Origin of the sequence: Alcaligenes aquatilis, assembly GCF_003076515.1 — a bacterium.
In the GTDB taxonomy this organism is placed as follows: domain Bacteria; phylum Pseudomonadota; class Gammaproteobacteria; order Burkholderiales; family Burkholderiaceae_B; genus Alcaligenes; species Alcaligenes aquatilis.
Genome location: NZ_CP022390.1, coordinates 1,730,686 through 1,753,776, shown reverse-complemented (window position 1 = coordinate 1,753,776; position 23,091 = coordinate 1,730,686). Strand labels below are relative to the sequence as shown.

Here is a 23,091-nt window from a genome sequence, read left to right as displayed (position 1 = left end):
CCATTTATTCGGGGTTGTCCATCTACAGGAGTCATCATGGCTGTTCAGCAGAATAAAAAGAGCCCGTCCCGGCGTAACATGCGTCGTTCGCACGACGCGCTTACTGGTCCTTCGACGGCTATCGAGCCTACGACTGGCGAATTGCACCTGCGTCACCACATCAGCCCCAACGGCATCTATCGTGGCCGTAAAGTGCTGAAGACAAAGAACGACGAGTAATAGTCTCTTTGTCGTTGCAAGCAACATAGGTTGCATGCTTGATGTCTAACAAAAAAATACGTATTGCCATCGATTGCATGGGCGGCGATATCGGTTTATCCGTCACTGTCCCTGCAGCGCTGCTTTTTGCCAAGCGCTATCCGGATGTGCACTGCTTATTGGTTGGCGAGCCTCAGGCCATCGAGCAAACATTGCGTGCGCAAGGTAATGTCGATACCTCCTGGTACGACATTCTTCCCGCATCCGAAGTTGTCACCATGGCCGATTCGGTCGAGGTGGCCCTGCGCCGCAAAAAAGATTCCTCCATGCGAGTGGCTGCCCAGTCTGTCAAGGACGGGATAGCTGATGCCTGCATTTCTGCGGGTAATACCGGCGCCTGGATGGCAATTTCGCGCTACGTACTCAAAACTTTGGATGGGATTGATCGCCCAGCCATTGCTACGTCCATCCCGAACCAAAAGGGCGGGGCCACGATCATGCTGGACCTGGGTGCCAATGTGGATTGCTCTGCAGAACACCTCTTGCAGTTCGCCATTATGGGATCTGCTCTGGCCAGTATCGTGGATCGCCATGAGCGTCCTACTGTGGGCTTGCTCAATATTGGGGAAGAGGTCATCAAAGGCAACGAGGTCGTCAAAAAGGCGGCTGAATTGTTACGCTCTAGCGGACTGAATTTTTACGGCAACGTAGAAGGTGACGATATCTGTAAAGGTACTGTCAACGTGGTCGTGTGTGACGGTTTCGTGGGCAATGTGGTCCTCAAGTCCATTGAAGGTCTGGCCAAGATGGTCGGCAGTATGCTGCGCGACGAATTTACCCGTGACCCTTTAAGCAAAGTGTCCGCTTTGCTGGCTCGTCCTGTCTTGAATCGTTTCCGCGACAGGGTGGATAATCGCCGTCATAACGGTGCAGCCCTTTTGGGTTTACGCGGTATTGTTATCAAAAGTCATGGTTCTGCCGATGCCTACGCTTTCGGTTATGCTTTGCAACGAGCCCGCGGTGCGGTGCTCAATGGTCTGCTCAGCGGTACCAGCCAGGCAGTCGAACGCATCATGCAAAGTGTGAGTTTGCATGAACAGCAAAGCGGCGAACCAGATACACGCCATACTTCAGAGCCCTCGTCCTCATAAGAACGGGCTTGATCGGGAACATAAAATGACGATATTTGCCAAGATTATCGGTACAGGTGGCTATCTGCCTCCTCGGATTGTGTCTAACGATGATCTAGCGCTTGAGCTGGCTCAAAAGGGTATCGAAACCTCCGATCAGTGGATTGTCGAGCGTACCGGTATTCACCAGCGTCATCTTGCTGATCCCGGTGTTCGTACCAGTCATTTGGCAACACACGCCGCGCGTCAGGCGCTGGAAGATGCGGGCATTGCTGCCCAGGATCTGGACCTGATTGTGGTGGCTACTTCCACTCCCGATTACGTTTTCCCCAGCACGGCGTGCCTGGTCCAAGCCGAATTGGGCAACAAGGGCGCGGCCGCGTACGACGTACAAGCGGTGTGCAGCGGCTTTGTCTATGCACTGACGACCGCCGACGCCATGATCAAGGCAGGCCGTGCGCGCAATGCGCTGGTTATCGGTGCTGAAGTGTTCTCCAGCATCCTGGATTGGAACGACCGCTCTACCTGCGTCCTGTTCGGCGACGGTGCGGGCGCTGTGGTTCTGCAAGCCAGTGATGAACCCGGTATTTTGGCCGCCCAGCTCAATGCGGATGGCAGCCAAATGGGTATTTTGTGCGCGGCAGGCAATGTCTCGCACGGCCAGGTTGTGGGTGATCCCTTCCTGCGTATGGACGGTCAGGCTGTGTTCAAACTGGCTGTCACTTCACTGGCCGCTTCGGCCAATCAAGTCTGCGAACAGGCTGGTGTTTCCTTGTCTGACATCAATTGGCTGGTTCCGCACCAGGCCAACGTTCGCATCATCAATTTTCTAGGTCGTAAGCTGGGTATCCCCTCCGAGAAGGTGGTTATCACGGTTGATCAACATGCCAATACCTCGGCAGCCAGTGTGCCTTTGGCCCTGAATGCTGCTCGCCGGGATGGTCGTATCCGTACCGGTGATCTGGCGCTGTTGCAAGGCGTGGGTGGCGGCTTTACCTGGGGTTCGGTGCTGGTCCGCTGCTAAGTAGCGCGATTCGGATTACCGCCTCATCTCTTTGAGTTTTTCTACCATGAAAATTGCGTTTGTCTTTCCAGGACAAGGCTCGCAGTCCGTGGGCATGCTCGATGCCTGGGCCGAGTCCGCTGTCGTACAGCAAGCCATTGCACAAGCCAGCCAGGCGCTGGGTCAGGACCTGGCCCAGTTGATGGCACAAGGACCTGCTGAGGCTTTGAATCTGACTACCAATACTCAACCTGTCATGCTGGCGAGCGCCGTGGCCATGTACCAGGCCTGGATTCAGGCCGGAGGCCCCGTTCCTGCCGTGATGGCCGGCCATAGCCTGGGTGAATACTCGGCCCTGACTGCTGCTGGTGCGTTGAGCCTGGAACAGGCTGTCCCGCTGGTTCGCATTCGTGCCGATGCCATGCAGGCTGCCGTGCCCGTCGGCGCGGGTACCATGGCTGCCGTGTTGGGTCTGGATGATGATCAGGTGCGCGATGTATGTGCGCGAGCCTCCGAGGGGCAGCAGATTGTTCAGGCTGTTAACTACAATGCGCCTGCTCAGGTTGTGATTGCCGGGAATGTAGAAGCGGTAGATCGTGCATGTGCTCTGGCCAAAGAGGCCGGTGCCAAGCGTGCCTTGGTGCTGCCCGTGTCGGCCCCGTTCCACTCCAGCCTGCTGGAACCGGCTGCCACCGTGCTGGCTCAGGCGCTGGCGTCGGTGGATGTGAAGGCTCCTACGGTCTCTGTTATCAATAACGTGGACGTAGCCGCACCTACCGGCCCTGAGCAGATTAAAGACGCGCTGGTTCGTCAGGCTTGGCATCCTGTACGCTGGGTGGAAACCATCCAGGCCATGAAGGCCCAAGGTGTTACCCATGTAGTCGAGTGTGGTCCAGGCAAAGTGCTGACCGGTCTGGTCAAGCGTATTGACCGTGATCTGATTGCCTTGTCGATCAGCGACCCTGCATCCTTGCAGGCCACTTTGGAAGCCCTGGAGGGAGCATAAATGCAAGAATTGGATCTAAGCGGCAAGACTGCCCTGGTAACTGGCGCATCGCGCGGTATCGGTCAGGCGATTGCTAAAGAATTGATGGCACGTGGCGCCAAGGTTATTGGTACTGCCACGTCCGAGTCCGGCGCGCAGGCGATTTCTGCTGTACTGGACCAGAATGGCAGTTATGGCCATGTATTGAATGTGGACGACCCGGCTGCTTGCGAAGCGCTGATTTCTGCCTTGAGCAAAGAAGATGGCGGTCCGCATATCCTGGTCAATAATGCCGGTATTACGCGTGACAACCTGGCCATGCGCTTGAAAGATGAAGATTGGGATGCAGTTATCCAGACTAATCTGAGTGCCGTATTCCGCCTGTCGCGTGCCGTTATTCGCCCCATGATGAAAGCCCGCTGGGGCCGCATCATTAGCATCACCTCGGTGGTGGGCGAGAGTGGTAACCCTGGCCAAGCCAACTACGCCGCTGCCAAAGCCGGTGTGGCCGGCATGAGCCGCGCCTTGGCGCGCGAGCTCGGTAGCCGTAACATTACAGTTAATTGTGTCGCTCCGGGCTTTATCGATACGGACATGACACGCTCTTTGACCCCTGAGCAGTCGGCGGCAATCTTGTCGCAAATCCCTCTGGGACGACTGGGTGCTGCTGAGGATATCGCCAACGCGGTAGCCTTTCTGGCCGGGTCGCAAGCGCAATATATTACGGGCAGCACCATCCATGTGAATGGTGGTATGCATATGTAAGGCTTGGCATCGCGCCCGGCTGAGGTAAAATTGCGGGATTATTTGGGGCCTATTGCTTGAGCCGGCGTTGTACGAATAACGTTAGGCCTCATACAAGAACGCCGTTTTTTGTCATAGCTTATCCCTCTTAGTAGTATGGATTGGCTATAATTTGCGGGAATTTTTCCCAACTTGGAGAATCTGCATGGAAAGCATCGAACAGCGCGTCAAGAAGATCGTCGCTGAACAACTTGGCGTTAACGAAGCCGAGATCAAAAACGAATCTTCTTTTCTCGACGACCTCGGTGCCGACTCGCTCGACATGGTCGAGCTCGTGATGGCGCTCGAAGACGAATTCGAAACCGAAATACCAGACGAAGAAGCTGAGAAAATCACGACGGTCCAGCAAGCTGTGGACTACATCAATTCTCACAGCAAGCAGTAAGTTCAATTAAGAGGGTGGGCGGCATGTGCACGCCCTCGCTCCAGAGCGGTTTCCAGAGAGTAACTTGTGCCCGGCGGCTTTAGCTTGCAAGACGCAGTTATTCCCTTTAAACCGCTTTTTTTGTGTTTAGGAGTCATCCGTGAAACGACGTGTCGTGATTACCGGGCTGGGTATTGTTTCCCCGGTCGGCAACGATATTCCTACCGCGTGGGATAACATCGTCAATGGGCGTTCGGGCATCGGGCGTATTACCCGTTTCGATCCTTCGGCCCTAACAGCCCAGATAGCGGGTGAGGTCAAAGGTTTTGAATTAGCACCCTACATTTCAGTCAAAGAAGCCAAGCAGATGGATACCTTTATCCATTACGGCGTGGTAGCAGGTATGCAAGCCTGGAAGGATTGCGGCTTGGACATCAACAGCATCAATGCTGAGCGTGTTGGCGTTATTGTAGGTTCGGGGATTGGTGGTTTGCCCCGTATTGAAGAAACCCAAAAAGAATATCTGGAACGGGGGCCACGTCGGATTTCCCCGTTCTTTGTGCCTGGTTCTCTGGTCAACCTGGTGTCCGGCCAGTTGTCCATCGGTCTGGGCCTGAAAGGTCCTAGCTACGCGGTTGTGTCGGCATGTACAACCGGTCTGCACTCCATTGGTGATGCTGCTCGTCTGATCGAGTATGGCGACGCTGATGTGATGATTGCGGGTGGTGCCGAATCCACTGTGTCCCCGCTGGGCATTGGCGGTTTTGCGGCCATGCGTGCACTGTCCACCCGTAACGACGACCCGGAAACGGCATCGCGTCCCTGGGATATGGACCGCGACGGCTTTGTGCTGGGCGAGGGTGCTGGTGTGCTGGTGCTGGAAGAGTACGAACACGCCAAGAAACGTGGCGCCCGCATTTACGGCGAGTTCGCCGGCTACGGCATGAGCTCGGATGCTCACCACATCACCTCGCCAGACCGTGACGGTCCGCGTCGTGGCGTGATGAATGCCTTGCGCAATGGTGGTATCAACGCCGACGAGGTTCAGTACGTCAACGCACACGGTACTTCCACGCCGCTGGGCGACGTGAACGAGTCCGAAGCATTGAAACTGGCCTTTGGCGATCACGCTTACAAGCTGGTGGTCAATTCCACCAAGTCCATGACGGGTCACCTGCTGGGTGCTGCCGGTGGTATTGAAGCGGTGTTCACCACCTTGGCGGTGTATAACCAGATCTCGCCTCCAACGATCAATATTTTTAATCAGGATCCTGCTTGTGACCTGGATTACTGCGCTAACCAGGCGCGTGATATGAAGATTGACGTGGCCTTGTCCAACTCTTTTGGGTTTGGCGGCACTAACGGTTCGATGGTGGTTCGTCGTCTTCGCTAAGTTAGACCGTCCCACTCTTGACGCCCAGTCCTGGTCGATCGGAGCTCCGGCCCCGGTGCGCCGACTGGGCGTTGTTGTTTATGTATTGCTTGCGTCAGGCTTGGCCTGGGCGATGTACAGCTGGCAATGGCCCTGGGCTGTTTGTCTGTTCCCAGGTGCTTTGTGGGCTAATTTTTTGTATGCTCGCAGTCGTCGGGTGTGGGGTGGGCGCGCTACACTAGCGCATCGGGCAGGGCTATACTTCTTGCAGTACGAGGGCACAGCAAAGGCGTCCGTGCAAATAGAGCAGATCTGGCGGTGTGCTTGGTTCATGACTTTGCGCTTGCGTTTTGATTGCGCCGGTAGGGCCTGCCGTACGATTACTGTATGGCGCCGTACTCAGCCGTCGCAGGCCTGGTGGGCCTTGTGTCTATGTGCTAACCGGCTGTCCCATCAGGTCCGTGCTCAGAATAAGGATTCTTAATGAGTGAACGCGATACCGATGCCGAACTAGTTGCACGTGTTCAGCGTGGGGATAAGCGAGCCTTTGACCTGCTGGTACTGAAGTACCAGCGCAAAATCATGCGTCTGCTCAGCCGTATGGTACGTGACCCGTCTGAAGTTGAAGACGTGGCTCAGGAAACCTTCATCAAAGCGTACCGAGCTCTACCTCAGTTTCGGGGTGAGAGTGCTTTTTACACTTGGCTGTACCGTATTGCGATCAACACGGCCCGTAATTGGCAGGCCTCGGCCGCACGACGTCCCAACACTTTGCAGAACGTCGAAACCGAAGAAGGTGAAACTTTTGACCGAATCGACAACCTAAGCGATATAAGCACGCCAGAATCCATGATGGTCAGCCGCCAGATTGCTGAAACAGTGAATACAGCAATCCAGGCGCTGCCCGAAGAGTTGCGGACAGCTATCGTGCTACGTGAAATAGAAGGTATGAGCTACGAAGATATTGCTCAGACCATGGACTGCCCTATAGGAACTGTACGCTCACGCATCTTTCGAGCCCGCGACGCCATTGCTGCGCAGTTGCGTCCCATACTGGATGGTGAAGATAGTGAACGACGGTGGTAAGGATTGATGATGCAAGCCCTGAAATCCCATTCCGATGAAGATCAACTGAATGCCTGGGAGGCCGCCGTGTCTTCCTGGGTGGATGGCGAGGCTGAAATACGGCCCGAGGAACTGGACTCCCCTTATGGGCGTCAAGTCTGGGATACCTATCATTTGATTGGTGACGTCATGCGTACCGACGCACTGGCTATCCGTACTTCGGACCGTTTTTACGCGCGTCTGTCCAAAGCGATCGACGAAGAGCCTACTGTGCTTGCTCCAAGCGCCATGAAACGTCCTTTGGTGCAGCGCTACGGTGTCAGCGGCTTGGCTGTGGTGGCAGCGGTGGCGGCAGCCTTGTGGGTGGGATTACCTTACATGGGCGTGACTTCAGTGCCTGGCACTTTGGTGGCCAGCGCCCAGGACGATCAGCTCTGGAATGATTACGCGGATTTGCATCGCGATTTTGTTGGTACCGGCCCAGTACGCCATGTGTCCTTTGAAAGTGGAGCCCTGGGTCAATGAGGTCTGTACGTATGCCATCGCAGATGGGTTTGGCGCGTCTCTATAAGGGTTTGCTTGCCTTTTCGCTGGTGGTGTTGTGTGCACCGGTGCTGGCTCAGGGGGCTGACGGGCTGGAGCCTCTGGATCTGCCTTGGCTGCAGAAAGTTCACAAAGCGGCGCGCGATCTGGACTACTCCGGGGTCATTATTTACACGCAGGATCAGGCCAGCCAGTCCATGAAGTTGGTTCACATTATTGATGGTACTGGCGAGCGCGAGCGTCTGGAAATTCTGGATGGTGAACCGCGTGAGTTTCTGCGTCAGAACGAAGTGACCCAATGCCTGATTCCCGAAAAGAAAATGGTGGTGATCGAGCGGCGTGAAAACGAGCGCTTTCCCAGTTTTCTGGTCGGTGATGTCAGTCAATTGCCAAAATTCTACGATATGCGCCGTTTGCCTTCGCGCGAGCGCGTGGCGGGCCGTCCTTGCGATCTGATCGAGTTGGTCCCCAAGGATGATCAGCGTTATGGCTACCGTGTGTGTGCCGATACCGATCACCATTTGCTGTTGAAAATGCAGACTTTGGACCCACAACAAGCGGTAGTGGATCAGATCGCTTTTGCCTCGGTCGCTTTTGGAGAGCAGGTGGATTTGCAGCAATTGCGCACCAACTGGAACCCCAGCAAGTGGGACGTGGTTGAGCCCGAAGTGCAGAAAATTGATATAAGCGAATTGGGGTGGCATTTGGCTATGCCGGCCGGTTTTACCTTGCGCTCCGAAATGCTTCGGCCCATGCGGGCTGGTCGTCAGGTAACCCATCTGATGATGTCTGACGGTCTGGCCGCTATTTCCGTGTTTCTGGAAAAGGTAGGGACTCCCGAAGCAGAAGAAAATAGCTTGGGTGCCTTTCACCGTGGCTCCATGAATATGTACCGCAGTCGCATCAACGATTATGTTTTAACCAGTACGGGGGCTGTCCCTGTACAGACTCTGCGCGCTTTGCTTGAAGGCACACAGTTCACCCCACCATCCCGGACACATTGACTATCGTCCGCCAGGAGTATTTGAATGGAAAAATCGAGTCATAAAATGCGTATTCCTGTTCTCTCGGCCTTGACGGCTGCCGTGGTACTGGCAACGGGTGCGCCTATGGTCTACGCGCAGGCCCAGCCTGTCACGACAAGCGAGCAGGTCCAAAGCACGACATTGGGCCTGCCTGATTTTACGGGAGTTGTTGCCAAGACCGAAGATGGGGTGGTCAATATTCGCACCACAGAGGCGGTGCGGGTACGCTCACCTGCCATGGGCCCCGGTTCGGACCCCTACGACATGTTCCGCTGGTTTTTTGGGCCTGATTTCATGCCGCCAGGCATGGCTCCCCAACGGCCCCATGGGGGCAATAATGGGCAGCAGCCCCAGGAGCGCACTGTGCCGCGTGGCGTGGGCTCGGGCTTTATCATCTCGGCCGATGGCTACATCCTGACTAATAATCATGTGGTGGCGGACTCCAACGGCATTTTCGTCACGCTGAGCAATGGTAAGGAATATCCAGCCAAGATCATCGGTACGGACGAACGCACCGATGTGGCTTTGATCAAGATCGAAGCCAAAGACCTGAAGCCTATGGTGATTGGGGACTCCAAGCAGCTCAAGAAAGGGCAGTGGGTTTTGGCGATTGGTTCGCCGTTCGGTCTGGAGTCCACGGTGACCTCCGGGATTGTCAGCGCCATCAACCGCGAAACGGGCGATTACCTGCCTTTCATTCAGACTGACGTGGCTGTAAACCCCGGTAACTCCGGCGGCCCCTTGATCAACCTGAATGGTGAAGTGGTGGGCGTGAACTCCCAGATCATTTCGCGCAGTGGTGGTTTTATGGGTATTTCCCTGGCCATTCCCATCGATGAAGCCATGAATGTGGTTGAGCAGCTCAAATCCGACGGCAAGGTGACTCGTGGTCGTATCGGCGTGCAGATCACCCCGGTGGCCGATGATGTGGCAACAGCACTGGGCCTGAAAGACAGCAAGGGTGCCTTGGTCAGCAGCGTGGAAGAGGGTGGTCCTGCTGCCAGAGCCGGTATTCAGTCCGGTGACGTGATCTTGAAGTTCAATGGTCGCACCATTGATCAAATGACGGATCTGCCCCGTATTGTGGGTGGTACCAAACCAGGTCAAAGCTCCACGTTGGAAATATGGCGTAAGGGCAAGGTGCAGACAGTCAAGATCGATGTCGAGGAAATGCCTTCCAGCAGCCCGGTTGTCGCCGGCAAGGATCAGAAAGACGCGCCAACCGCCAGCAGTACGGATGCCTTTGGTCTGAAAGTGACTGCTGTCTCTGATGCTGATTTGAAGCGTTTAGGTGTCGAGAGTGCTGTTCAGGTCGTGGATGCGACCGCTCCTGCCAGCGAGGCCGGTTTGCAGCCCGGTGATCTTATTTTGCGCGTCAACGATAAAGACGTAGGGACACCGGATCAATACGCTAAAATGGTTGCATCTTTGGATAAATCCAAACCTGCGGCCTTGCTGGTTTTGCGTGCAGGCCAGTCGCAATGGGTTTTGATTACGCCATCGAAATAAAAATTCTGTAAAACGGCTAAAATGGTAGCCATTGATGAACTCCGGCCAGGGGCCGGAGTTTTTTCGCCACTATTTGCGGGGGCATTTTGCCCCGAATAGATTATGGTTCCACGTGCGCCCGTCTGACAGGACGGGTCTTGCGTTTTCGGCGCGTGGACTGAAAAGGGGCGTCATGGGCGCCCCTTTCTTGTGCCGTTTCTCTGGCATTGCGCCTCAACATTTTCTTTGTTTATTAACGGGTTTATGGACCACATCCGCAATTTCTCTATTATTGCCCACATCGATCATGGCAAATCGACCTTGGCTGACCGCCTGATCCAACGCTGTGGTGGCCTGGCCGACCGCGAGATGTCGACCCAGGTTCTGGATTCGATGGACATCGAGAAAGAGCGTGGCATTACGATTAAGGCCCAGACCGCCGCTTTGCACTACAAGGCTCAGGATGGCAAGGTATACAACCTGAACTTGATCGACACTCCCGGCCACGTTGACTTCTCCTACGAGGTCAGCCGTTCTTTGTCGGCCTGTGAAGGTGCCTTGCTGGTCGTGGATGCTTCCCAAGGCGTGGAAGCGCAGACGGTGGCTAACTGCTACACCGCGTTGGACCAGGGCGTCGAAGTGATTCCCGTGCTCAATAAAATGGATTTGCCTTCGGCTGATCCGGATTCGGCACGCCAGGAAGTGGAAGACGTTATCGGTATTGATGCCAGCGATGCGATTGCGGCCAGTGCAAAAACGGGTCAGGGGATCGACGAAATCCTTGAGACCATCGTCGCCCGTGTGCCTGCACCTGTGGGCGATCCGGCAGCGCCCTTGCAGGCCTTGATCATTGACTCCTGGTTTGACAACTACGTGGGCGTGGTCATGTTGGTGCGCATCGTTAACGGTATGCTCAAGCCCAAGGAAAAAATCCTGTTGATGGCCACCCGCGCCACGCACCTGGTCGAGCACATCGGTGTGTTCACTCCTAAATCGGAGAACCGTCCTCATTTGTCTGCTGGCGAGGTGGGTTTCATCATTGCCGGTATTAAAGAGCTGGAACACGCCAAGGTGGGCGATACCATCACCCTGGCTGGCAAACCTGCGGACAAGGCGCTGCCTGGCTTTAAAGAAGTGAAACCTCAGGTGTTTGCCGGCTTGTACCCGGTGGAAAGCAGTGAGTACGACCAGCTGCGTGATTCCCTGGAAAAGCTCAAGCTGAACGATTCCTCCCTGATGTTTGAGCCCGAAGTGTCTCAGGCGCTGGGTTTTGGTTTCCGTTGCGGCTTTCTGGGCCTGCTTCACATGGAAATCGTCCAGGAGCGTCTGGAACGTGAATTTGATATGGACATCATCACTACCGCGCCGTCGGTGGTGTACGAGGTCGAGCGCCGTGATGGCGAAGTCCTGATGATTGAGAGCCCCTCCCGCATGCCGGAGGTGTCCCATATCGAAGACGTGCGCGAGCCTATTGTTGTGGTTTCGCTGCTAATGCCACAGGAATACGTGGGCCCGGTCATGACCCTGTGTACAGCCAAGCGCGGTTTGCAGTTAAATATGACCTATCATGGCCGTCAGGTGAATCTGGTCTATGAAATGCCCCTGGCTGAGATCGTGCTGGACTTCTTTGACCGACTCAAGTCCGTATCGCGTGGCTACGCTTCCATGGACTACGAGTTCAAGGAATACCGTTCGGCCGATGTGGTCAAGGTGGATATCCTGATTAACGGCGACCGTGTCGATGCCTTGTCCATGATTGTGCACCGTAGCAATGCCCGTTACCGTGGACGCGAAGTGGTCGCCAAGATGCGCTCCTTGATCCCGCGCCAGATGTTTGATATTGCTATTCAGGCCGCCATTGGTGCCGAAGTTATTTCTCGCGAGAACGTCAAGGCATTGCGTAAAAACGTGCTGGCCAAGTGTTACGGCGGTGACATCTCTCGCAAGAAGAAACTGCTTGAGAAGCAAAAAGCGGGTAAGAAGCGGATGAAGCAAGTTGGGAACGTCGAAATTCCGCAGGAAGCCTTTTTGGCAATTTTGCAGGTCGAAGATAAGTAATGCTGTAGTCGGCACCCCAAGCCGACTACAGCCAGGACTGCCTTAATTTCTTTAAAGGAAACCGATGAGCTGGGATTTCGCTCTGATTTTGTTTGTACTGCTAATACTGACCGGCGTAATCTGGTGTTTGGATCGATTCTTCCTGCGTTCCCGCCGTCTGGCGCGTGCGCGGGCCGCGATGCAAGCAATACCGGAAACGGCAGCTCAAGACCCTGAGCATTTGCAGCAACTGCGCCAGGATGCGTATGACCAGGCCAACCGTATGCCCTGGTGGATTGAATATGGCGTCAGCTTTTTCCCAGTCATTTTGTTTGTATTCGTCTTGCGCTCGTTCATTATCGAGCCATTTCGCATTCCGTCGGGCTCGATGTTGCCGACGCTGAAAAATGGCGACCTGATTTTGGTGAACAAATACGAGTACGGTATTCGTCTGCCTGTTAGTGGCACCAAGGTTGTTCCTTTGGGGCATCCCGAGCGTGGCGATGTGATTGTGTTTCGTTACCCCGTGGATACGTCCGTGGACTACATCAAGCGCGTGGTCGGCGTGCCCGGTGACCGTGTGGAGTATCGCGACAAGGTGTTGTCCGTAAACGGTCAGGTCATTACCCAAGTGCGCAGTGGTGATTACTACGAACCGGATCGCTCCGCTTACATTGGGCGTTATCTGGAAGAGCTGGGCAAGGTGCAGCACAACATCTTGCTGAACAAAACTGCGCCTCAGGGTTTGATGCCCATCGTGGCCTTCCCCCATCGTGATTCTTGTGAATATTTTTCCAATGGCATTTCGTGTGTGGTGCCTGATGGCAACTACTTTGTCATGGGAGACAATCGCGACAATAGTCTGGACAGTCGTTATTGGGGCTTTGTGCCCGATGAGAATATTGTGGGGCGCGCCTTCTTTATCTGGATGAATTTCCGCGAACTTAGCCGTATAGGTCGCTTCCATTAATGAAACGTCTTGCTTTGCTTGAAGCCGCTATCGGCTACTCCTTTAAAGACATCGGCCTGCTGGAGCAGGCCTTGACCCATCGTAGCCACAGCGCTCGTCATAACGAGCGGCTGGAGTTCCTGGGCGATTCGGTTCTGAACTTCACGGTTGCGGCCTTGTTGTTTGACCGCTTTCAGCGCATTGATGAGGGCGATTTGTCGCGCCTGCGAGCGAATCTGGTCAAACAGGCTGCGCTGGCTGAAATTGCAACCCGTCTGGGTTTGTCGGATTATTTGCGTCTGGGCGAAGGGGAGCTGAAAAGCGGTGGTTTCCGCCGTCCTTCCATTTTGGCGGATGCGCTGGAAGCGATTTTTGGCGCTGTTTTTCTAGACGCGGGTTTCACACAGGCCCAAACCGTCATCACTCAGCTGTATGAACCCATGCTGGTTGATGTGGACCCCAAAACCTTGGGGAAAGATCCCAAAACCTTGCTGCAGGAGCTGCTGCAAGGTCGCAAGCTGGATTTGCCGCTGTATACCGTGGTGGCCACGCATGGCGCAGCCCACGATCAGCTTTTCGATATCGAATGCACGATCGCCAAGCTCAACATCCATGTCCGTGCCAGTGGCAGCAGCCGTCGTGCGGCTGAACAAGCCGCCGCAACGCAGGCCATTGCTATTTTACAAGCTGAATTTCCAGCCAAGACGACGCGCGCCAGTCGCCATCGTCGCCCCTCACAATTGACACTGCCTGTGGCAGTGTCGCAGGAAGCAGAATGACACAGACTCCTTTTCGCTGCGGTTTCGTGGCTATTGTCGGACGACCGAACGTCGGCAAGTCCACGCTGGCCAATGCTTTGATCGGCAGCAAGATTTCGATTGTGTCGCGCAAGGCGCAGACTACGCGCCACCGCATCAACAGCGTGTTGACGCGTGACCACGATCAAATGGTATTTGTGGACACCCCCGGCTTTCAGACCAAGCACGGCGGGGCCATGAACCGCATGATGAATCGTGTTGTTACCCAGGCGCTGGCCGATGTGGACGTGGTGGTGCACGTGGTCGAGGCTGGCAAGTGGTCCGCTTCGGATGCCGAGCTGCTGCCCATGCTGCCTAAAGGCGGCAAGACCATTCTGGTCATCAACAAGGTTGATGCGCTCAAGAGCAAGAATGACTTGCTGCCCTATATCGCCCGCCTGTCGCAGGAATTCGAATACGGTGCCGTGATTCCGGTCAGCGCGGCCAAGCGCCTGCAACTGGACCCCTTGCTGGACGAGATCGCCTCCCGTTTGCCTGAAGGCGAGGCCATGTTCGACGCGGATACCATTACCGACCGCTCGGTGCGCTTCATTACCTCGGAGCTGCTGCGCGAGAAGATCTTCCGTCTGGTAGGTGATGAACTGCCTTACGGTTGTACCGTGGTCATCGAGCAGTGGGACGAAAACGAGCAGGGTGCCCGTATTTCCGCCTGCGTGGTGGTGGAACGCGAAAGCCATCGTCCGATTCTGTTGGGTGCTGGTGGCATGCACATGAAGCGCATTGCGACTGAGGCTCGCCAAGATATTGCCAAGCTGATCGACAAGCCTGTGTTCCTGGATGTGTACATCAAGGTGCGCAAGGGCTGGTCTGATCGTGAAGCGGTCCTGCGCGACCTGGGGTATGAGTAATCCCCGTCATCGCTATCAGGACGAAGCGGGCTACATACTGCACACCAGTGCCTGGCGTGAAACGTCTCTGATCTGTCATGCCTTTACGCGTAACCACGGGCTGGTGCCGATGGTCGCTAAAGGCGCCAAAAGGCCGCATTCTATTTTGCGGCCTGCTTTGTCTGTGTTTCAGCCTTTATTGTTGGCCTGGTCGGGCAAGAATGAAGTCAAGACACTGACGCGGGCGGATTGCGCCGGGATTCGCCCTTTGAAAGGCCGCGCCCTGATGTCGGCCTGGTACATGAATGAATTATTGATTCGTTTGTTGCCGCGTGAGGACCCGCACCCCGTTTTGTTCGATGCTTACGAAGAAGCCCTGGTGCATTTGGCACAGATTCCTCGTCCGCCTGTGGCGGGGGCCTTGCGGCGTTTTGAGTGGGTGCTGCTGACCGAAACAGGTTATGGCTTTGATGAGGCCACACCTGATTTCAACGATCCAGTCAGTGAGCCGGAATTGCGCATACGCTTGCGTGAACGCTTGAACAGTCTGCTGGGCCGCCCCTTGCATACCCGATCCGTCCTTATGCAGTTGCAACGCTATTGATATGGCCGTCTCCCTTCCTTCCGTGCTGGTTCTGGATACCTGCGTCCTGATCTCCAACGTTCTGCGTCGCTTGCTCCTGGCCCTGGCCGATGAGCAACTGTTCAAACCTGTCTGGAGTCCCGTCATTGGTGATGAGTGGCGTCGTAATGCGGGCCGCCTGTGGAAAGTTATGCCCCTCTCCATCGAGGAGCAGTGGGAAGAGCTGCAACAGCGTTACCCTGAAGCCGATTTAGGCGACAGTAGCGAGTTCAAGAAGAATTTGCGCTATTCCGATGTCAAGGACTGGCATGTGATCGCCACTGCCCGTCTGGCGCAGCAGCGTTATCCTGATCAGCCAGTCGGTATCCTGACCCGGAATCTGAAAGACTTTAATCGCTCCGAGCTGCGACGCCTGGGGATCAGCCTGTGGGAGCCGGATCAGTTGTTAGCTTTGTATATGGCCGCGCATCCGGACTTGATGCAGCGTTTGCTGGATGGTTTGCCCGCTTTGATGCTGACGCCCGAAGCGCAGGCACTGGATACGCATACTTTGTTAAAGCGTGATCGTTTGTTCAGTGTGGGACAGGCTTATTTGCGGCGTCAGAAAATGGACGAGGCACACTCATGAAGCAAGGTGTTTTGCTGTCGGTTCTAGCCTCAGCATTGTTCGCTTGCTTGTACTATTACGCCACCGTGCTGCATCCGCTCAGTGGTGAGCAGATTTTTGCCTGGCGTATTGTGCTGGGCCTGCCTGCGTTGGCGTTGGTGATCACCCGTGCACGGCGCTGGCGGGAAGTGCGTTGGGTTCTACGGCATTGGCCCGGTAATTGGCGCTATTTTGCGCTGCTCTTGCTGGCGGCTGTATTGGTCGGGGTGCAGCTTTGGATTTTTGTCTGGGCACCTTTGCACCAGATGGCGCTGGACGTGTCCTTGGGCTACTTCCTGCTGCCGTTGGTGATGGTGCTGGTAGGACGGGTGATCTACAAAGATAGATTGAGTACTATCCAGTGGATTGCAGTTGTGCTGGCGGGCTTAGGCGTGCTGCATGAGCTGTTCCGCGTAGGGAGTGTGTCCTGGGCGACAGCAGTGGTGGTCCTGGGCTATCCGCCTTATTTCATGTTGCGCCGTTACCTGCGCCTGGGGTCGCTGGCTTCGCTGTGGTTTGACCTCAGTTTCTTGTTTCTGCCCGCCTGCTGGTTGCTTTTTGTCCAAGACACGCAGATGTGGGGCCTGTTTGGCAATGAGCCGCGCTTGCTTTGGCAGGTCCCGGTCCTGGGCCTGATCAGCTCGGTTGCGCTGGTCAGCTATCTGTCTGCCAGCCGTCAGCTGCCTTTGGCTTTGTTTGGCATCCTGGGCTATGTTGAGCCGGTGCTCTTGTTCTGGGTGGCGTATTTGCTGCTGGACGAACCCATGAGCGTGAATCAGTGGTGGACTTATATTCCGATCTGGATTGCCATCGCCTTGATGGCTTTGGAAGGGCTTATCAAGATGTGGCGGCCCGGACCGCCTGTACCGCCTCTCAAGGCGTGAATCCTGTCTGCCTAGAACCCCCCACAAGGTTGTCTGCGTCGAACAAGACGTTTTGAGGGTTTCTCTTGAGTGTGGCGGACTCTTAAAAAAACGACTCCTGTCATAACCCCCGAAAAACTCGGGTTGCTATCCGGTTTTCAAAGGGGGGCATATCGGGAGTCGTTTTTTTGACTATGAAAATCTTCTTGGAGAGATCGTCCGGGAGGCACCGGAGCTTGTCCTGCGTGGCCCAAATATGCCGCTTAGCGCAGTGTCTCGGGACAGTCAGGTTGATTGCGCAACAGATTTGCCTGGGTGACCGAACAACCAGCCGGCACGTCTTCCGTAATCCAGACATTCCCGCCAATCGTGGAGCCTGCTCCCAGTGTGACGCGACCCAGTATCGTGGCGCCAGCGTAAATGACGACATCGTCTTCCACAATCGGGTGACGGGCCTGGCCCTTGAGCAGCAAACCTTTCTCGTCCTTGCTAAAGCGTTTGGCACCCAGGGTGACGGCTTGATAAATCCGAACCCGTTTGCCGATAATGGCCGTCTCGCCAATGACAACGCCAGTGCCGTGGTCGATGAAGCAGGAGTGATCAATTTGTGCGCCGGGGTGAATATCAATACCGGTCTGGCTATGGGCCAGCTCGGCAATAATGCGGGCGGTCAGCGGTAGACCCAAATTGGTCAGGGTATGGGCGATGCGGTGGTGAATCATGGCCAGCAGGCCGGGATAGCACAAAAGCACTTCATCGACGTTGCGGGCAGCCGGGTCGCCTTGATAGGCGGCGACTACATCCAGGTCCAGGGTGCGGCGCAAGTCTGGCAGTTTGTCAGCAAAGGCCTGAATGGCTTTGTGAGCCTGTTCCTCAATGGTCTGACGGTCATGTTGGTCGCCGCGCAGCAGAGCAGCGCGTTGTAGCTCGATCCGAGCTTGTTGCAGCAGGGTGTTGAGAGCTTGGCCCAAGTGGTGGCCGACAAAGTGGTCTTCATATTCACGGCGCAGTTCCGGGCTACCCAGACGCATTGGGAACAAAATGCCTTTGAGCTGCTCGGTGACTTGAATCAATGCCTGGACGGATGGAAATTCCTGGCCTTCAAGCTCGTTCAAGCGTTGATGCGCCTGTCGCCATTCTTCGCGGGCCCCGCGCAGATTGTCGACGATGTGTTGAGTTTCAAAGACTGCCACCAGTGTTCTCCAGAGGGGAAATTTTTTACAAGGTTTACTATACCCGCGCGTCTGATCCAGGACACGAAAAACAGGGCGCTTCATCAGGGTGATTCGTCGGAACGTTAATCAGGTCTGAGGGTATCACTTCACGCTTAGGGCAAGATCACGCAGATGAGGGGGATACGTGGGTTTTCAAGCTAAGGCGTTTGAATCAGCCAGCAATAAAAAAGCCCCCTTCGGAAAGGGGGCTTGGGGGAGGCGGGTTCGCGATCTTATTCGCGGTTACCGCCCAGTATGCCCAAGAGCATCAGCAAGTTGCTGAAAATATTGTAGACGTCCAGGTAGATTGCCAGGGTGGCCGATACGTAATTGGTTTCGCCACCGTTGATGACGCGCTGCAGATCAACCAGCAAGAAAGCCGAGAAGATACCGATAGCCATCACGGAGATGGTCAGCATCAGCGCAGGCAGTTGCAGGAAGATATTGGCCAGAGCCGCAACCAGCAAAATGACGGCACCGACAAACAGGAACTTCTGCATACCGGAGAAATCACGTTTGGTGGTGCTGGCAATGGTTGCCATGGTGCCAAAGACTGCGGCGGTACCGCCAAAGGCCAGCATGATCAGTTGTGCGCCATTACCCATGCCCAGGACAAAGCCCAGCAGACGCGACAGCATGATGCCCATGAAGAAGGTGAAGGCCATCAGCAGGACAACACCCATTGAGTTGTTCTTGTTCTTTTCGACCAAGAACATCAGGCCAAAGGCACCGACCAGGAAAACAATAGCGCTCAGGCCTGGGCTGGCGCCCATTACCCGGTTAATACCCGACGACAGACCCAGCAAGGCTCCCAACACGGTGGGAATCATGGACAAGGCCAGCAGCCAGTAGGTGTTGCGCAGGACGCGATTGCGAGCAATCAGCGACTGGGTGCCCAGGGTGCCGTTATGCTCAGGCAAGCTTGATTGACGAAATTCGCTCATGATGAGTCCTTAGAATACAGAGAGATCAGTGGTCAAGGATAACTGACAATTACCTGAATAATCAAGAATCTTCTTTATTATTCAAGCCCTCAGTTTGTGGGCATGTACCTGGCATCCCTGTGTCTGGTATACACGCCAGCGTTCGCGGGCCTGGGTACGGTCAGCTTCCCGTTCGGACACGATTTCCAAAATACGCGCAAATTGTTCAAAACCGGGCGGGCATTGGGCATCCAGATTCAAGAGCCAGCTTTGTTCATCAGTGGGCACGGGGGCGGCGCTGGTCAACAAAACCGGGGTGGTGGCTGCCAAAGGGTCTTCTACACCCACATGTGGCACAAAGGCCGTGGATTCAAACCCCCAGAGCAGCCGATCGAAGCGAGCAAGTTGGCGGGCATCGGACAGATACACCACCACCTGACGGCCCGCTTCGTAATGCTTGCGTACGACCTCGCAGGCCGTACGCAAGCGATCTGGTGCGCCGAAAGCAAAATCGACGCGACTCATGCTTAGCGACACTGATTAAGCAAGTACTGAACCAGCAAAGGTACGGGACGGCCGGTGGCGCCCTTGTCCTTGCCACTGCGCCAGGCGGTGCCAGCGATGTCCAGGTGAGCCCAGCGGTACGCTTTGGTGAAGCGGGACAGGAAGCAGGCGGCGGTGACCGAACCGGCGGGTGGGCCACCGATATTGGCCATGTCGGCGAAGTTAGAGCGCAGTTGCTCCTGGTAGGCATCGTCCATGGGCATGCGCCATGCCGTGTCGCCCGTTTGCTTGCCCGCTTGCATCAGCTCGTCGGCCAGGTCGTCGTCGGTGGAGAACAGGCCCGTGTTGACGTGGCCCAGCGCGACGACGCACGCGCCGGTCAGAGTAGCCATGTCGATGACGGCGGCGGGTTTGAATCGTTCGACGTAGGTCAGGGCATCGCACAGGACCAGACGGCCTTCGGCGTCCGTGTTCAGGATTTCGATGGTCTGGCCTGACATGCTGGTCACGACGTCGCCTGGTTTGTTGGCGCGGCCGCTAGGCATGTTCTCGCACGAAGCCACCACGGCAATCACTTCGCGGTCGATGTTCAGCTCGGCAATGGCACGCATGGTGCCTAGAACGCTGGCAGCACCGCCCATGTCGTACTTCATCTCGTCCATATTGCCGGCTGGCTTGATGGAGATACCGCCCGAGTCGAATGTCAGACCCTTACCCACCAGAACGATAGGGCCGTCTTCGTGTTTGGTCTTGGTGTTGGGGGTGTGGCGCAACACGATGAATGCAGGGGGTTCATCCGAGCCTTTGGCAACGGACAGGAACGAGCCCATTTTCAAGGCTTCAATCTGCTTGCGCTCCAGCACTTCGGCTTTCAGCGTCTTGAACTCCTTGGCCAACTGTTTGGCCGTTTTGCCCAGATAAGTGGGGGTGCAGATATTGCCGGGCAGGTCAGCCAGCAGTCGGGTCAGGTTCACACCGTTACCAATAGCCTGACCTTGTTCCAGACCGGCCTTGGCTTCGCTGGCTTGGGTACGGGCCGTCCACAGCAGGAACTGGCTTAGCTGGGGGGCGGGTTCCGGTTTGCTCAGTGTTGCCGTGTAGCGGTAGCTGGCGCGGCATACCGCGACGGCTGCATCCTGGGCACGGCTGCGCAAGGTGGTGCCTTTGCAATCGATGCTGGCCAGGGCCGAAACGGCTTCTTTCAGGTCTGCTTTCAGGCAGTAAGAAGCCAGGCAGGCCTGGGCTTGCGTATGAGTTGCTGCTTTGTATTCCTCTTGAGCGCCTAAGCCGACTAAAATAACGCGTTCGGCTTTAACGCCAGGCAGATTGCGCAGCACCAGGTGGGTATTGGGCTTGCCTTTAAACTCGGCTTTGACAGCAGCGCTCACCGCTCCGTTGCTGGCGCGGTCGATAAGTTCCGCTGCAGGGCTTAGAATGCCCTCGGCAAAGACGCCAACGCCTAGTGCGGCCGTCTTAATTTGGTGCAAAGAAGCGGATGTCTGTGTGCTAAATTCCATTCAACTATCCTCAGTGTGTCGCAAATCGTACCTGCGATTATCTCGCAAATTCTCATATGTCTCTATTTAAACGCTCTGCGGTATCCGAAATCTTAAGTCACAGTGGCGTTGTACTGTCCACTTTGCTGATTGTGTGGCTTAGTGTACTTCTGGTGCGTTTGTTAGGCGAAGCGGCCAATGGCACGATTGGCCCTGACGTGGTGCTGGGTCTGGCCGCCTTTTCCAGTATTACCGCCTTGCCGATTATTCTGGCTGTTTCCCTGTTCATTGCCGTGCTCACGACGGTGACACGCAGTTTCAGAGAGTCCGAAATGGTGGTCTGGTTCGCCAGCGGCCTGTCCTTGAAAAACTGGATCACCCCCGTTTTGCAATGCGCGGTGCCGGTTGCGATCTTGATTGCCGTACTGACCTTGCAGGCTTCGCCCTGGGCTTATCGTCAGATTGCCGAATACCGCCAGCGTTTTGAGCAGCGTTCGGACCTGAGCAAAGTCACTGCCGGGCAGTTTATTGAGTCCGATGACGGCGCCCGTGTGTTTTACGCGGATTCCCCGGAAAAAGAAGGAGACGAGCTGGGCAATGTGATTGCCCGTGTGATCGACCCGCAGTGGCTCAGCATTGTGACAGCGCAAAGCGCCCGCATGGAAGAGCAGCCCAATGGCGATCGTTTTCTGGTCTTGAGCGAAGGCCATCGCTATGACTTGAAGCCCGGTCAGGCCGAGTTCCGCATGGTGGACTTTGAAAGCTATGGCATGCGTCTGGAAAGCCGTGACGCGGGCAACACTGCAGAAACCATCCGTGCCCGTGCCGAGCAGCAGATCAAGGCTCGTCAAACCACGTTGTTATTCAGTGATGACAATCCCGAGTCACGCTCGCAGATCATGTGGCGTTTGGCCTTGCCGTTGGCGGCGTTGAATTTAGCCTTGCTGGCAATCCCCTTGGGGGCGGTGAACCCGCGTATGGGTCGGTCGGGCAATATTCTGGTGGCGGGTCTGGTCGGACTGTTGTATATGAACCTGATCAACCTGTCGCGTGGCTGGATACGCAATGAGCAGTTGGGCTTTGAGATTGGTCTGTGGTTGGTCCATGCAATCTTCTTGCTGATCATGGTCTTTATGATGTGGCGTAAATTGCGCATCAAGGCTCCTAAACCGCCAGCGACAACTTGATAGAAGAAAGGGGCGTGATGCCCCTTTTTTGTGCCAGTCACTATTTGACTGATTCGGCTACTCAAGCCCCATCCAGCAAATCTTGTCGCTCTTCCACCGACTGCTTCAGAAAGTGCCACAACCGGGTCAGGCTGGGATTTTGACGTTGCTCTTCATGGCAGAACATCCAGAAGCGGCGACGCAACTCCACCTGATCGGGCAGAACACAGCGCAAGCGTGGATCGGTTTTCGCCAAAAAGCAGGGCAGCACGGCAATCCCTTGTCCTTGCAAGGTAGCCTGATATTGCGCAATCACGCTGGTGCTACGAAAGCGTACGGCGGCAGATCGGACAATTTCCTCCAGGTAGCGCAGGCTGTCACTGAACACCAGATCATCTACATAGGCAATAAAGCGATGCCGAGACAGATCCTGCACGCTTTCTATGGGTGGGTGGCTATTCAAATAATCTTGATGGGCATAGAGCCGCAAGCTGTAGTCAGCCAAACGCGTGCACCAGTACGGCCCACGCTGGGGGCGCTCCAGTGCAATGGCCAAGTCCGCATCCCGACGTGACAGGCTGATAGGCCGGGGCACGGGCAGCAGCTCCAGAGTCAGCTCCGGATACTGAGTCTGAAAAATGCTGAGTAAGGGTGTCAGTACATAGCTGCCGAAGGCTTCGGTGCAGCCCAGGCGCAGCTTACCTGTCAAAGGTCTGGCCTTGCCGGTAATCGCATCTCGTGCCGCCAGCAAGCGGTTTTCTACTGGCTCCATGCGTTGCTGCAGATTCAGCCCTTCACTGGTCAGGCTATAGCCGCTGACGGTGGACTTGTGAAACAGGCGCAAGCCCAATTCCTGCTCCAAGGCTTGAATACGGCGGGCTACGGTGCTGTGTTGCACGCCCAGCCTCTGGGCCGCGACGCTGATTCGTTGGCAGCGAGCCACTTCCAGAAAATAACGCAGATTATCCCAGTCCATCGTGATGAGCCCGCCTTGAAAAAGACTTGTGCATAAATGCCCAGCTCCTGTGCATTTTTCATCATGGTAAACGGGTCTTGAGGCTTCTACACTCGATGAGAACCCTCATACA

The 23,091-nt window shown here is 55.6% G+C and carries 24 protein-coding genes; 19 read left to right on the top strand and 5 right to left on the bottom strand.

Going from position 1 to position 23,091, the window contains the following annotated elements:
- Nucleotides 1–36 precede the first annotated feature (36 nt).
- From rpmF to rarD, 18 genes are all read left to right on the top strand, one after another.
- Complete coding sequence (rpmF, locus tag CA948_RS08105; RefSeq protein ID WP_003800968.1) at nt 37–219, top strand: 50S ribosomal protein L32; 183 nt, start codon at nt 37–39, stop codon at nt 217–219.
- 41 nt (nt 220–260) lie between these two features.
- The gene (plsX, locus tag CA948_RS08100) at nt 261–1,349 is read left to right on the top strand and encodes a phosphate acyltransferase PlsX (protein ID WP_094197311.1); all 1,089 of its coding nucleotides are present in this window, start codon (nt 261–263) and stop codon (nt 1,347–1,349) included.
- Between the two features lie 25 nt (nt 1,350–1,374).
- Nucleotides 1,375–2,352 (top strand): beta-ketoacyl-ACP synthase III, encoded by a 978-nt coding sequence (locus CA948_RS08095; protein WP_094197310.1) that lies wholly within the window; start codon nt 1,375–1,377, stop codon nt 2,350–2,352.
- Nucleotides 2,353–2,398: 46 nt separating this feature from the next.
- Nucleotides 2,399–3,337, top strand: coding sequence for an ACP S-malonyltransferase (gene fabD, locus CA948_RS08090; protein WP_108727752.1), 939 nt, complete (start codon nt 2,399–2,401; stop codon nt 3,335–3,337).
- Nucleotides 3,338–4,081 carry a 3-oxoacyl-ACP reductase FabG gene (gene fabG, locus CA948_RS08085; RefSeq protein ID WP_042482415.1) on the top strand — a complete coding sequence of 248 codons (744 nt, stop codon included), beginning with the start codon at nt 3,338–3,340 and terminating at the stop codon, nt 4,079–4,081.
- Nucleotides 4,082–4,265: 184 nt separating this feature from the next.
- The gene (gene acpP / locus CA948_RS08080) at nt 4,266–4,505 is read left to right on the top strand and encodes an acyl carrier protein (protein WP_003800961.1); all 240 of its coding nucleotides are present in this window, start codon (nt 4,266–4,268) and stop codon (nt 4,503–4,505) included.
- Nucleotides 4,506–4,644: 139 nt separating this feature from the next.
- Complete coding sequence (gene fabF / locus CA948_RS08075) at nt 4,645–5,877, top strand: beta-ketoacyl-ACP synthase II (RefSeq protein WP_094197308.1); 1,233 nt, start codon at nt 4,645–4,647, stop codon at nt 5,875–5,877.
- Nucleotides 5,878–6,339: 462 nt separating this feature from the next.
- Nucleotides 6,340–6,942: an RNA polymerase sigma factor RpoE gene (rpoE, locus tag CA948_RS08065; protein ID WP_009456579.1), complete on the top strand. Its 603-nt coding sequence runs from the start codon at nt 6,340–6,342 to the stop codon at nt 6,940–6,942.
- Nucleotides 6,943–6,948: 6 nt separating this feature from the next.
- Nucleotides 6,949–7,446, top strand: a complete 498-nt coding sequence (locus CA948_RS08060) for a sigma-E factor negative regulatory protein (protein ID WP_094197306.1) — start codon at nt 6,949–6,951, stop codon at nt 7,444–7,446.
- Nucleotides 7,443–8,468 carry a MucB/RseB C-terminal domain-containing protein gene (locus tag CA948_RS08055; RefSeq protein WP_238988666.1) on the top strand — a complete coding sequence of 342 codons (1,026 nt, stop codon included), beginning with the start codon at nt 7,443–7,445 and terminating at the stop codon, nt 8,466–8,468. Before CA948_RS08060 ends, CA948_RS08055 begins: the two co-directional genes overlap by 4 nt.
- Before the next feature lie 24 nt (nt 8,469–8,492).
- Complete coding sequence (locus CA948_RS08050) at nt 8,493–9,998, top strand: DegQ family serine endoprotease (protein ID WP_094197304.1); 1,506 nt, start codon at nt 8,493–8,495, stop codon at nt 9,996–9,998.
- A 243-nt stretch (nt 9,999–10,241) separates the two neighbouring features.
- On the top strand, nt 10,242–12,035 hold the full coding sequence (gene lepA / locus CA948_RS08045) for a translation elongation factor 4 (protein ID WP_094197303.1): 1,794 nt from the start codon (nt 10,242–10,244) through the stop codon (nt 12,033–12,035).
- A 64-nt stretch (nt 12,036–12,099) separates the two neighbouring features.
- Nucleotides 12,100–12,984: a signal peptidase I gene (gene lepB / locus CA948_RS08040; protein ID WP_094197302.1), complete on the top strand. Its 885-nt coding sequence runs from the start codon at nt 12,100–12,102 to the stop codon at nt 12,982–12,984.
- Entirely contained in the window at nt 12,984–13,742 is a 759-nt protein-coding gene (gene rnc / locus CA948_RS08035; RefSeq protein ID WP_094197301.1) for a ribonuclease III, read from the top strand. The genes lepB and rnc overlap by 1 nt, the downstream gene beginning before the upstream one ends.
- A complete protein-coding gene (gene era, locus CA948_RS08030) occupies nt 13,739–14,629 on the top strand; it encodes a GTPase Era (RefSeq protein ID WP_094197300.1) in 891 nt (296 codons plus the stop codon). The genes rnc and era overlap by 4 nt, the downstream gene beginning before the upstream one ends.
- A complete protein-coding gene (recO, locus tag CA948_RS08025) occupies nt 14,622–15,212 on the top strand; it encodes a DNA repair protein RecO (RefSeq protein ID WP_108727749.1) in 591 nt (196 codons plus the stop codon). The genes era and recO overlap by 8 nt, the downstream gene beginning before the upstream one ends.
- Before the next feature lies 1 nt (nt 15,213).
- Nucleotides 15,214–15,819: a PIN domain-containing protein gene (locus CA948_RS08020; protein ID WP_108727748.1), complete on the top strand. Its 606-nt coding sequence runs from the start codon at nt 15,214–15,216 to the stop codon at nt 15,817–15,819.
- Nucleotides 15,816–16,721: an EamA family transporter RarD gene (rarD, locus tag CA948_RS08015; RefSeq protein ID WP_094197297.1), complete on the top strand. Its 906-nt coding sequence runs from the start codon at nt 15,816–15,818 to the stop codon at nt 16,719–16,721. The genes CA948_RS08020 and rarD overlap by 4 nt, the downstream gene beginning before the upstream one ends.
- A gap of 242 nt (nt 16,722–16,963) precedes the next feature.
- Here the strand turns inward: rarD and epsC are convergent, their stop codons facing one another.
- The 4 genes from epsC to CA948_RS07995 form a co-directional block, all read right to left on the bottom strand.
- A complete protein-coding gene (epsC, locus tag CA948_RS08010; protein ID WP_108727747.1) occupies nt 16,964–17,893 on the bottom strand; it encodes a serine O-acetyltransferase EpsC in 930 nt (309 codons plus the stop codon).
- 254 nt (nt 17,894–18,147) lie between these two features.
- On the bottom strand, nt 18,148–18,858 hold the full coding sequence (locus CA948_RS08005) for a Bax inhibitor-1/YccA family protein (RefSeq protein ID WP_094197295.1): 711 nt from the start codon (nt 18,856–18,858) through the stop codon (nt 18,148–18,150).
- An 81-nt stretch (nt 18,859–18,939) separates the two neighbouring features.
- The gene (locus CA948_RS08000) at nt 18,940–19,362 is read right to left on the bottom strand and encodes a DNA polymerase III subunit chi (RefSeq protein WP_094197294.1); all 423 of its coding nucleotides are present in this window, start codon (nt 19,360–19,362) and stop codon (nt 18,940–18,942) included.
- Between the two features lie 2 nt (nt 19,363–19,364).
- Nucleotides 19,365–20,858 (bottom strand): leucyl aminopeptidase, encoded by a 1,494-nt coding sequence (locus CA948_RS07995; RefSeq protein WP_108727746.1) that lies wholly within the window; start codon nt 20,856–20,858, stop codon nt 19,365–19,367.
- Between the two features lie 56 nt (nt 20,859–20,914).
- Here CA948_RS07995 and lptF point away from each other — a divergent pair, with 56 nt between their 5' ends.
- On the top strand, nt 20,915–22,024 hold the full coding sequence (lptF, locus tag CA948_RS07990; RefSeq protein ID WP_108727745.1) for an LPS export ABC transporter permease LptF: 1,110 nt from the start codon (nt 20,915–20,917) through the stop codon (nt 22,022–22,024).
- A 61-nt stretch (nt 22,025–22,085) separates the two neighbouring features.
- Here lptF and CA948_RS07985 read toward each other — a convergent pair whose 3' ends face one another.
- On the bottom strand, nt 22,086–22,979 hold the full coding sequence (locus CA948_RS07985; protein WP_094197287.1) for a LysR family transcriptional regulator: 894 nt from the start codon (nt 22,977–22,979) through the stop codon (nt 22,086–22,088).
- Nucleotides 22,980–23,091: the final 112 nt, after the last annotated feature.

Coding starts and splice junctions, on each gene's coding strand:
- rpmF (WP_003800968.1), top strand. CDS start 37: ATGGCTGTTCAGCAGAATAAAAAGAGCCCGTCCCGGCGTAACATGCGT.
- plsX (WP_094197311.1), top strand. CDS start 261: ATGTCTAACAAAAAAATACGTATTGCCATCGATTGCATGGGCGGCGAT.
- CA948_RS08095 (WP_094197310.1), top strand. CDS start 1,375: ATGACGATATTTGCCAAGATTATCGGTACAGGTGGCTATCTGCCTCCT.
- fabD (WP_108727752.1), top strand. CDS start 2,399: ATGAAAATTGCGTTTGTCTTTCCAGGACAAGGCTCGCAGTCCGTGGGC.
- fabG (WP_042482415.1), top strand. CDS start 3,338: ATGCAAGAATTGGATCTAAGCGGCAAGACTGCCCTGGTAACTGGCGCA.
- acpP (WP_003800961.1), top strand. CDS start 4,266: ATGGAAAGCATCGAACAGCGCGTCAAGAAGATCGTCGCTGAACAACTT.
- rpoE (WP_009456579.1), top strand. CDS start 6,340: ATGAGTGAACGCGATACCGATGCCGAACTAGTTGCACGTGTTCAGCGT.
- CA948_RS08060 (WP_094197306.1), top strand. CDS start 6,949: ATGATGCAAGCCCTGAAATCCCATTCCGATGAAGATCAACTGAATGCC.
- CA948_RS08055 (WP_238988666.1), top strand. CDS start 7,443: ATGAGGTCTGTACGTATGCCATCGCAGATGGGTTTGGCGCGTCTCTAT.
- CA948_RS08050 (WP_094197304.1), top strand. CDS start 8,493: ATGGAAAAATCGAGTCATAAAATGCGTATTCCTGTTCTCTCGGCCTTG.
- lepA (WP_094197303.1), top strand. CDS start 10,242: ATGGACCACATCCGCAATTTCTCTATTATTGCCCACATCGATCATGGC.
- lepB (WP_094197302.1), top strand. CDS start 12,100: ATGAGCTGGGATTTCGCTCTGATTTTGTTTGTACTGCTAATACTGACC.
- rnc (WP_094197301.1), top strand. CDS start 12,984: ATGAAACGTCTTGCTTTGCTTGAAGCCGCTATCGGCTACTCCTTTAAA.
- era (WP_094197300.1), top strand. CDS start 13,739: ATGACACAGACTCCTTTTCGCTGCGGTTTCGTGGCTATTGTCGGACGA.
- recO (WP_108727749.1), top strand. CDS start 14,622: ATGAGTAATCCCCGTCATCGCTATCAGGACGAAGCGGGCTACATACTG.
- CA948_RS08020 (WP_108727748.1), top strand. CDS start 15,214: ATGGCCGTCTCCCTTCCTTCCGTGCTGGTTCTGGATACCTGCGTCCTG.
- rarD (WP_094197297.1), top strand. CDS start 15,816: ATGAAGCAAGGTGTTTTGCTGTCGGTTCTAGCCTCAGCATTGTTCGCT.
- CA948_RS08005 (WP_094197295.1), bottom strand. CDS start 18,858: ATGAGCGAATTTCGTCAATCAAGCTTGCCTGAGCATAACGGCACCCTG.
- CA948_RS08000 (WP_094197294.1), bottom strand. CDS start 19,362: ATGAGTCGCGTCGATTTTGCTTTCGGCGCACCAGATCGCTTGCGTACG.
- CA948_RS07995 (WP_108727746.1), bottom strand. CDS start 20,858: ATGGAATTTAGCACACAGACATCCGCTTCTTTGCACCAAATTAAGACG.
- lptF (WP_108727745.1), top strand. CDS start 20,915: ATGTCTCTATTTAAACGCTCTGCGGTATCCGAAATCTTAAGTCACAGT.
- CA948_RS07985 (WP_094197287.1), bottom strand. CDS start 22,979: ATGGACTGGGATAATCTGCGTTATTTTCTGGAAGTGGCTCGCTGCCAA.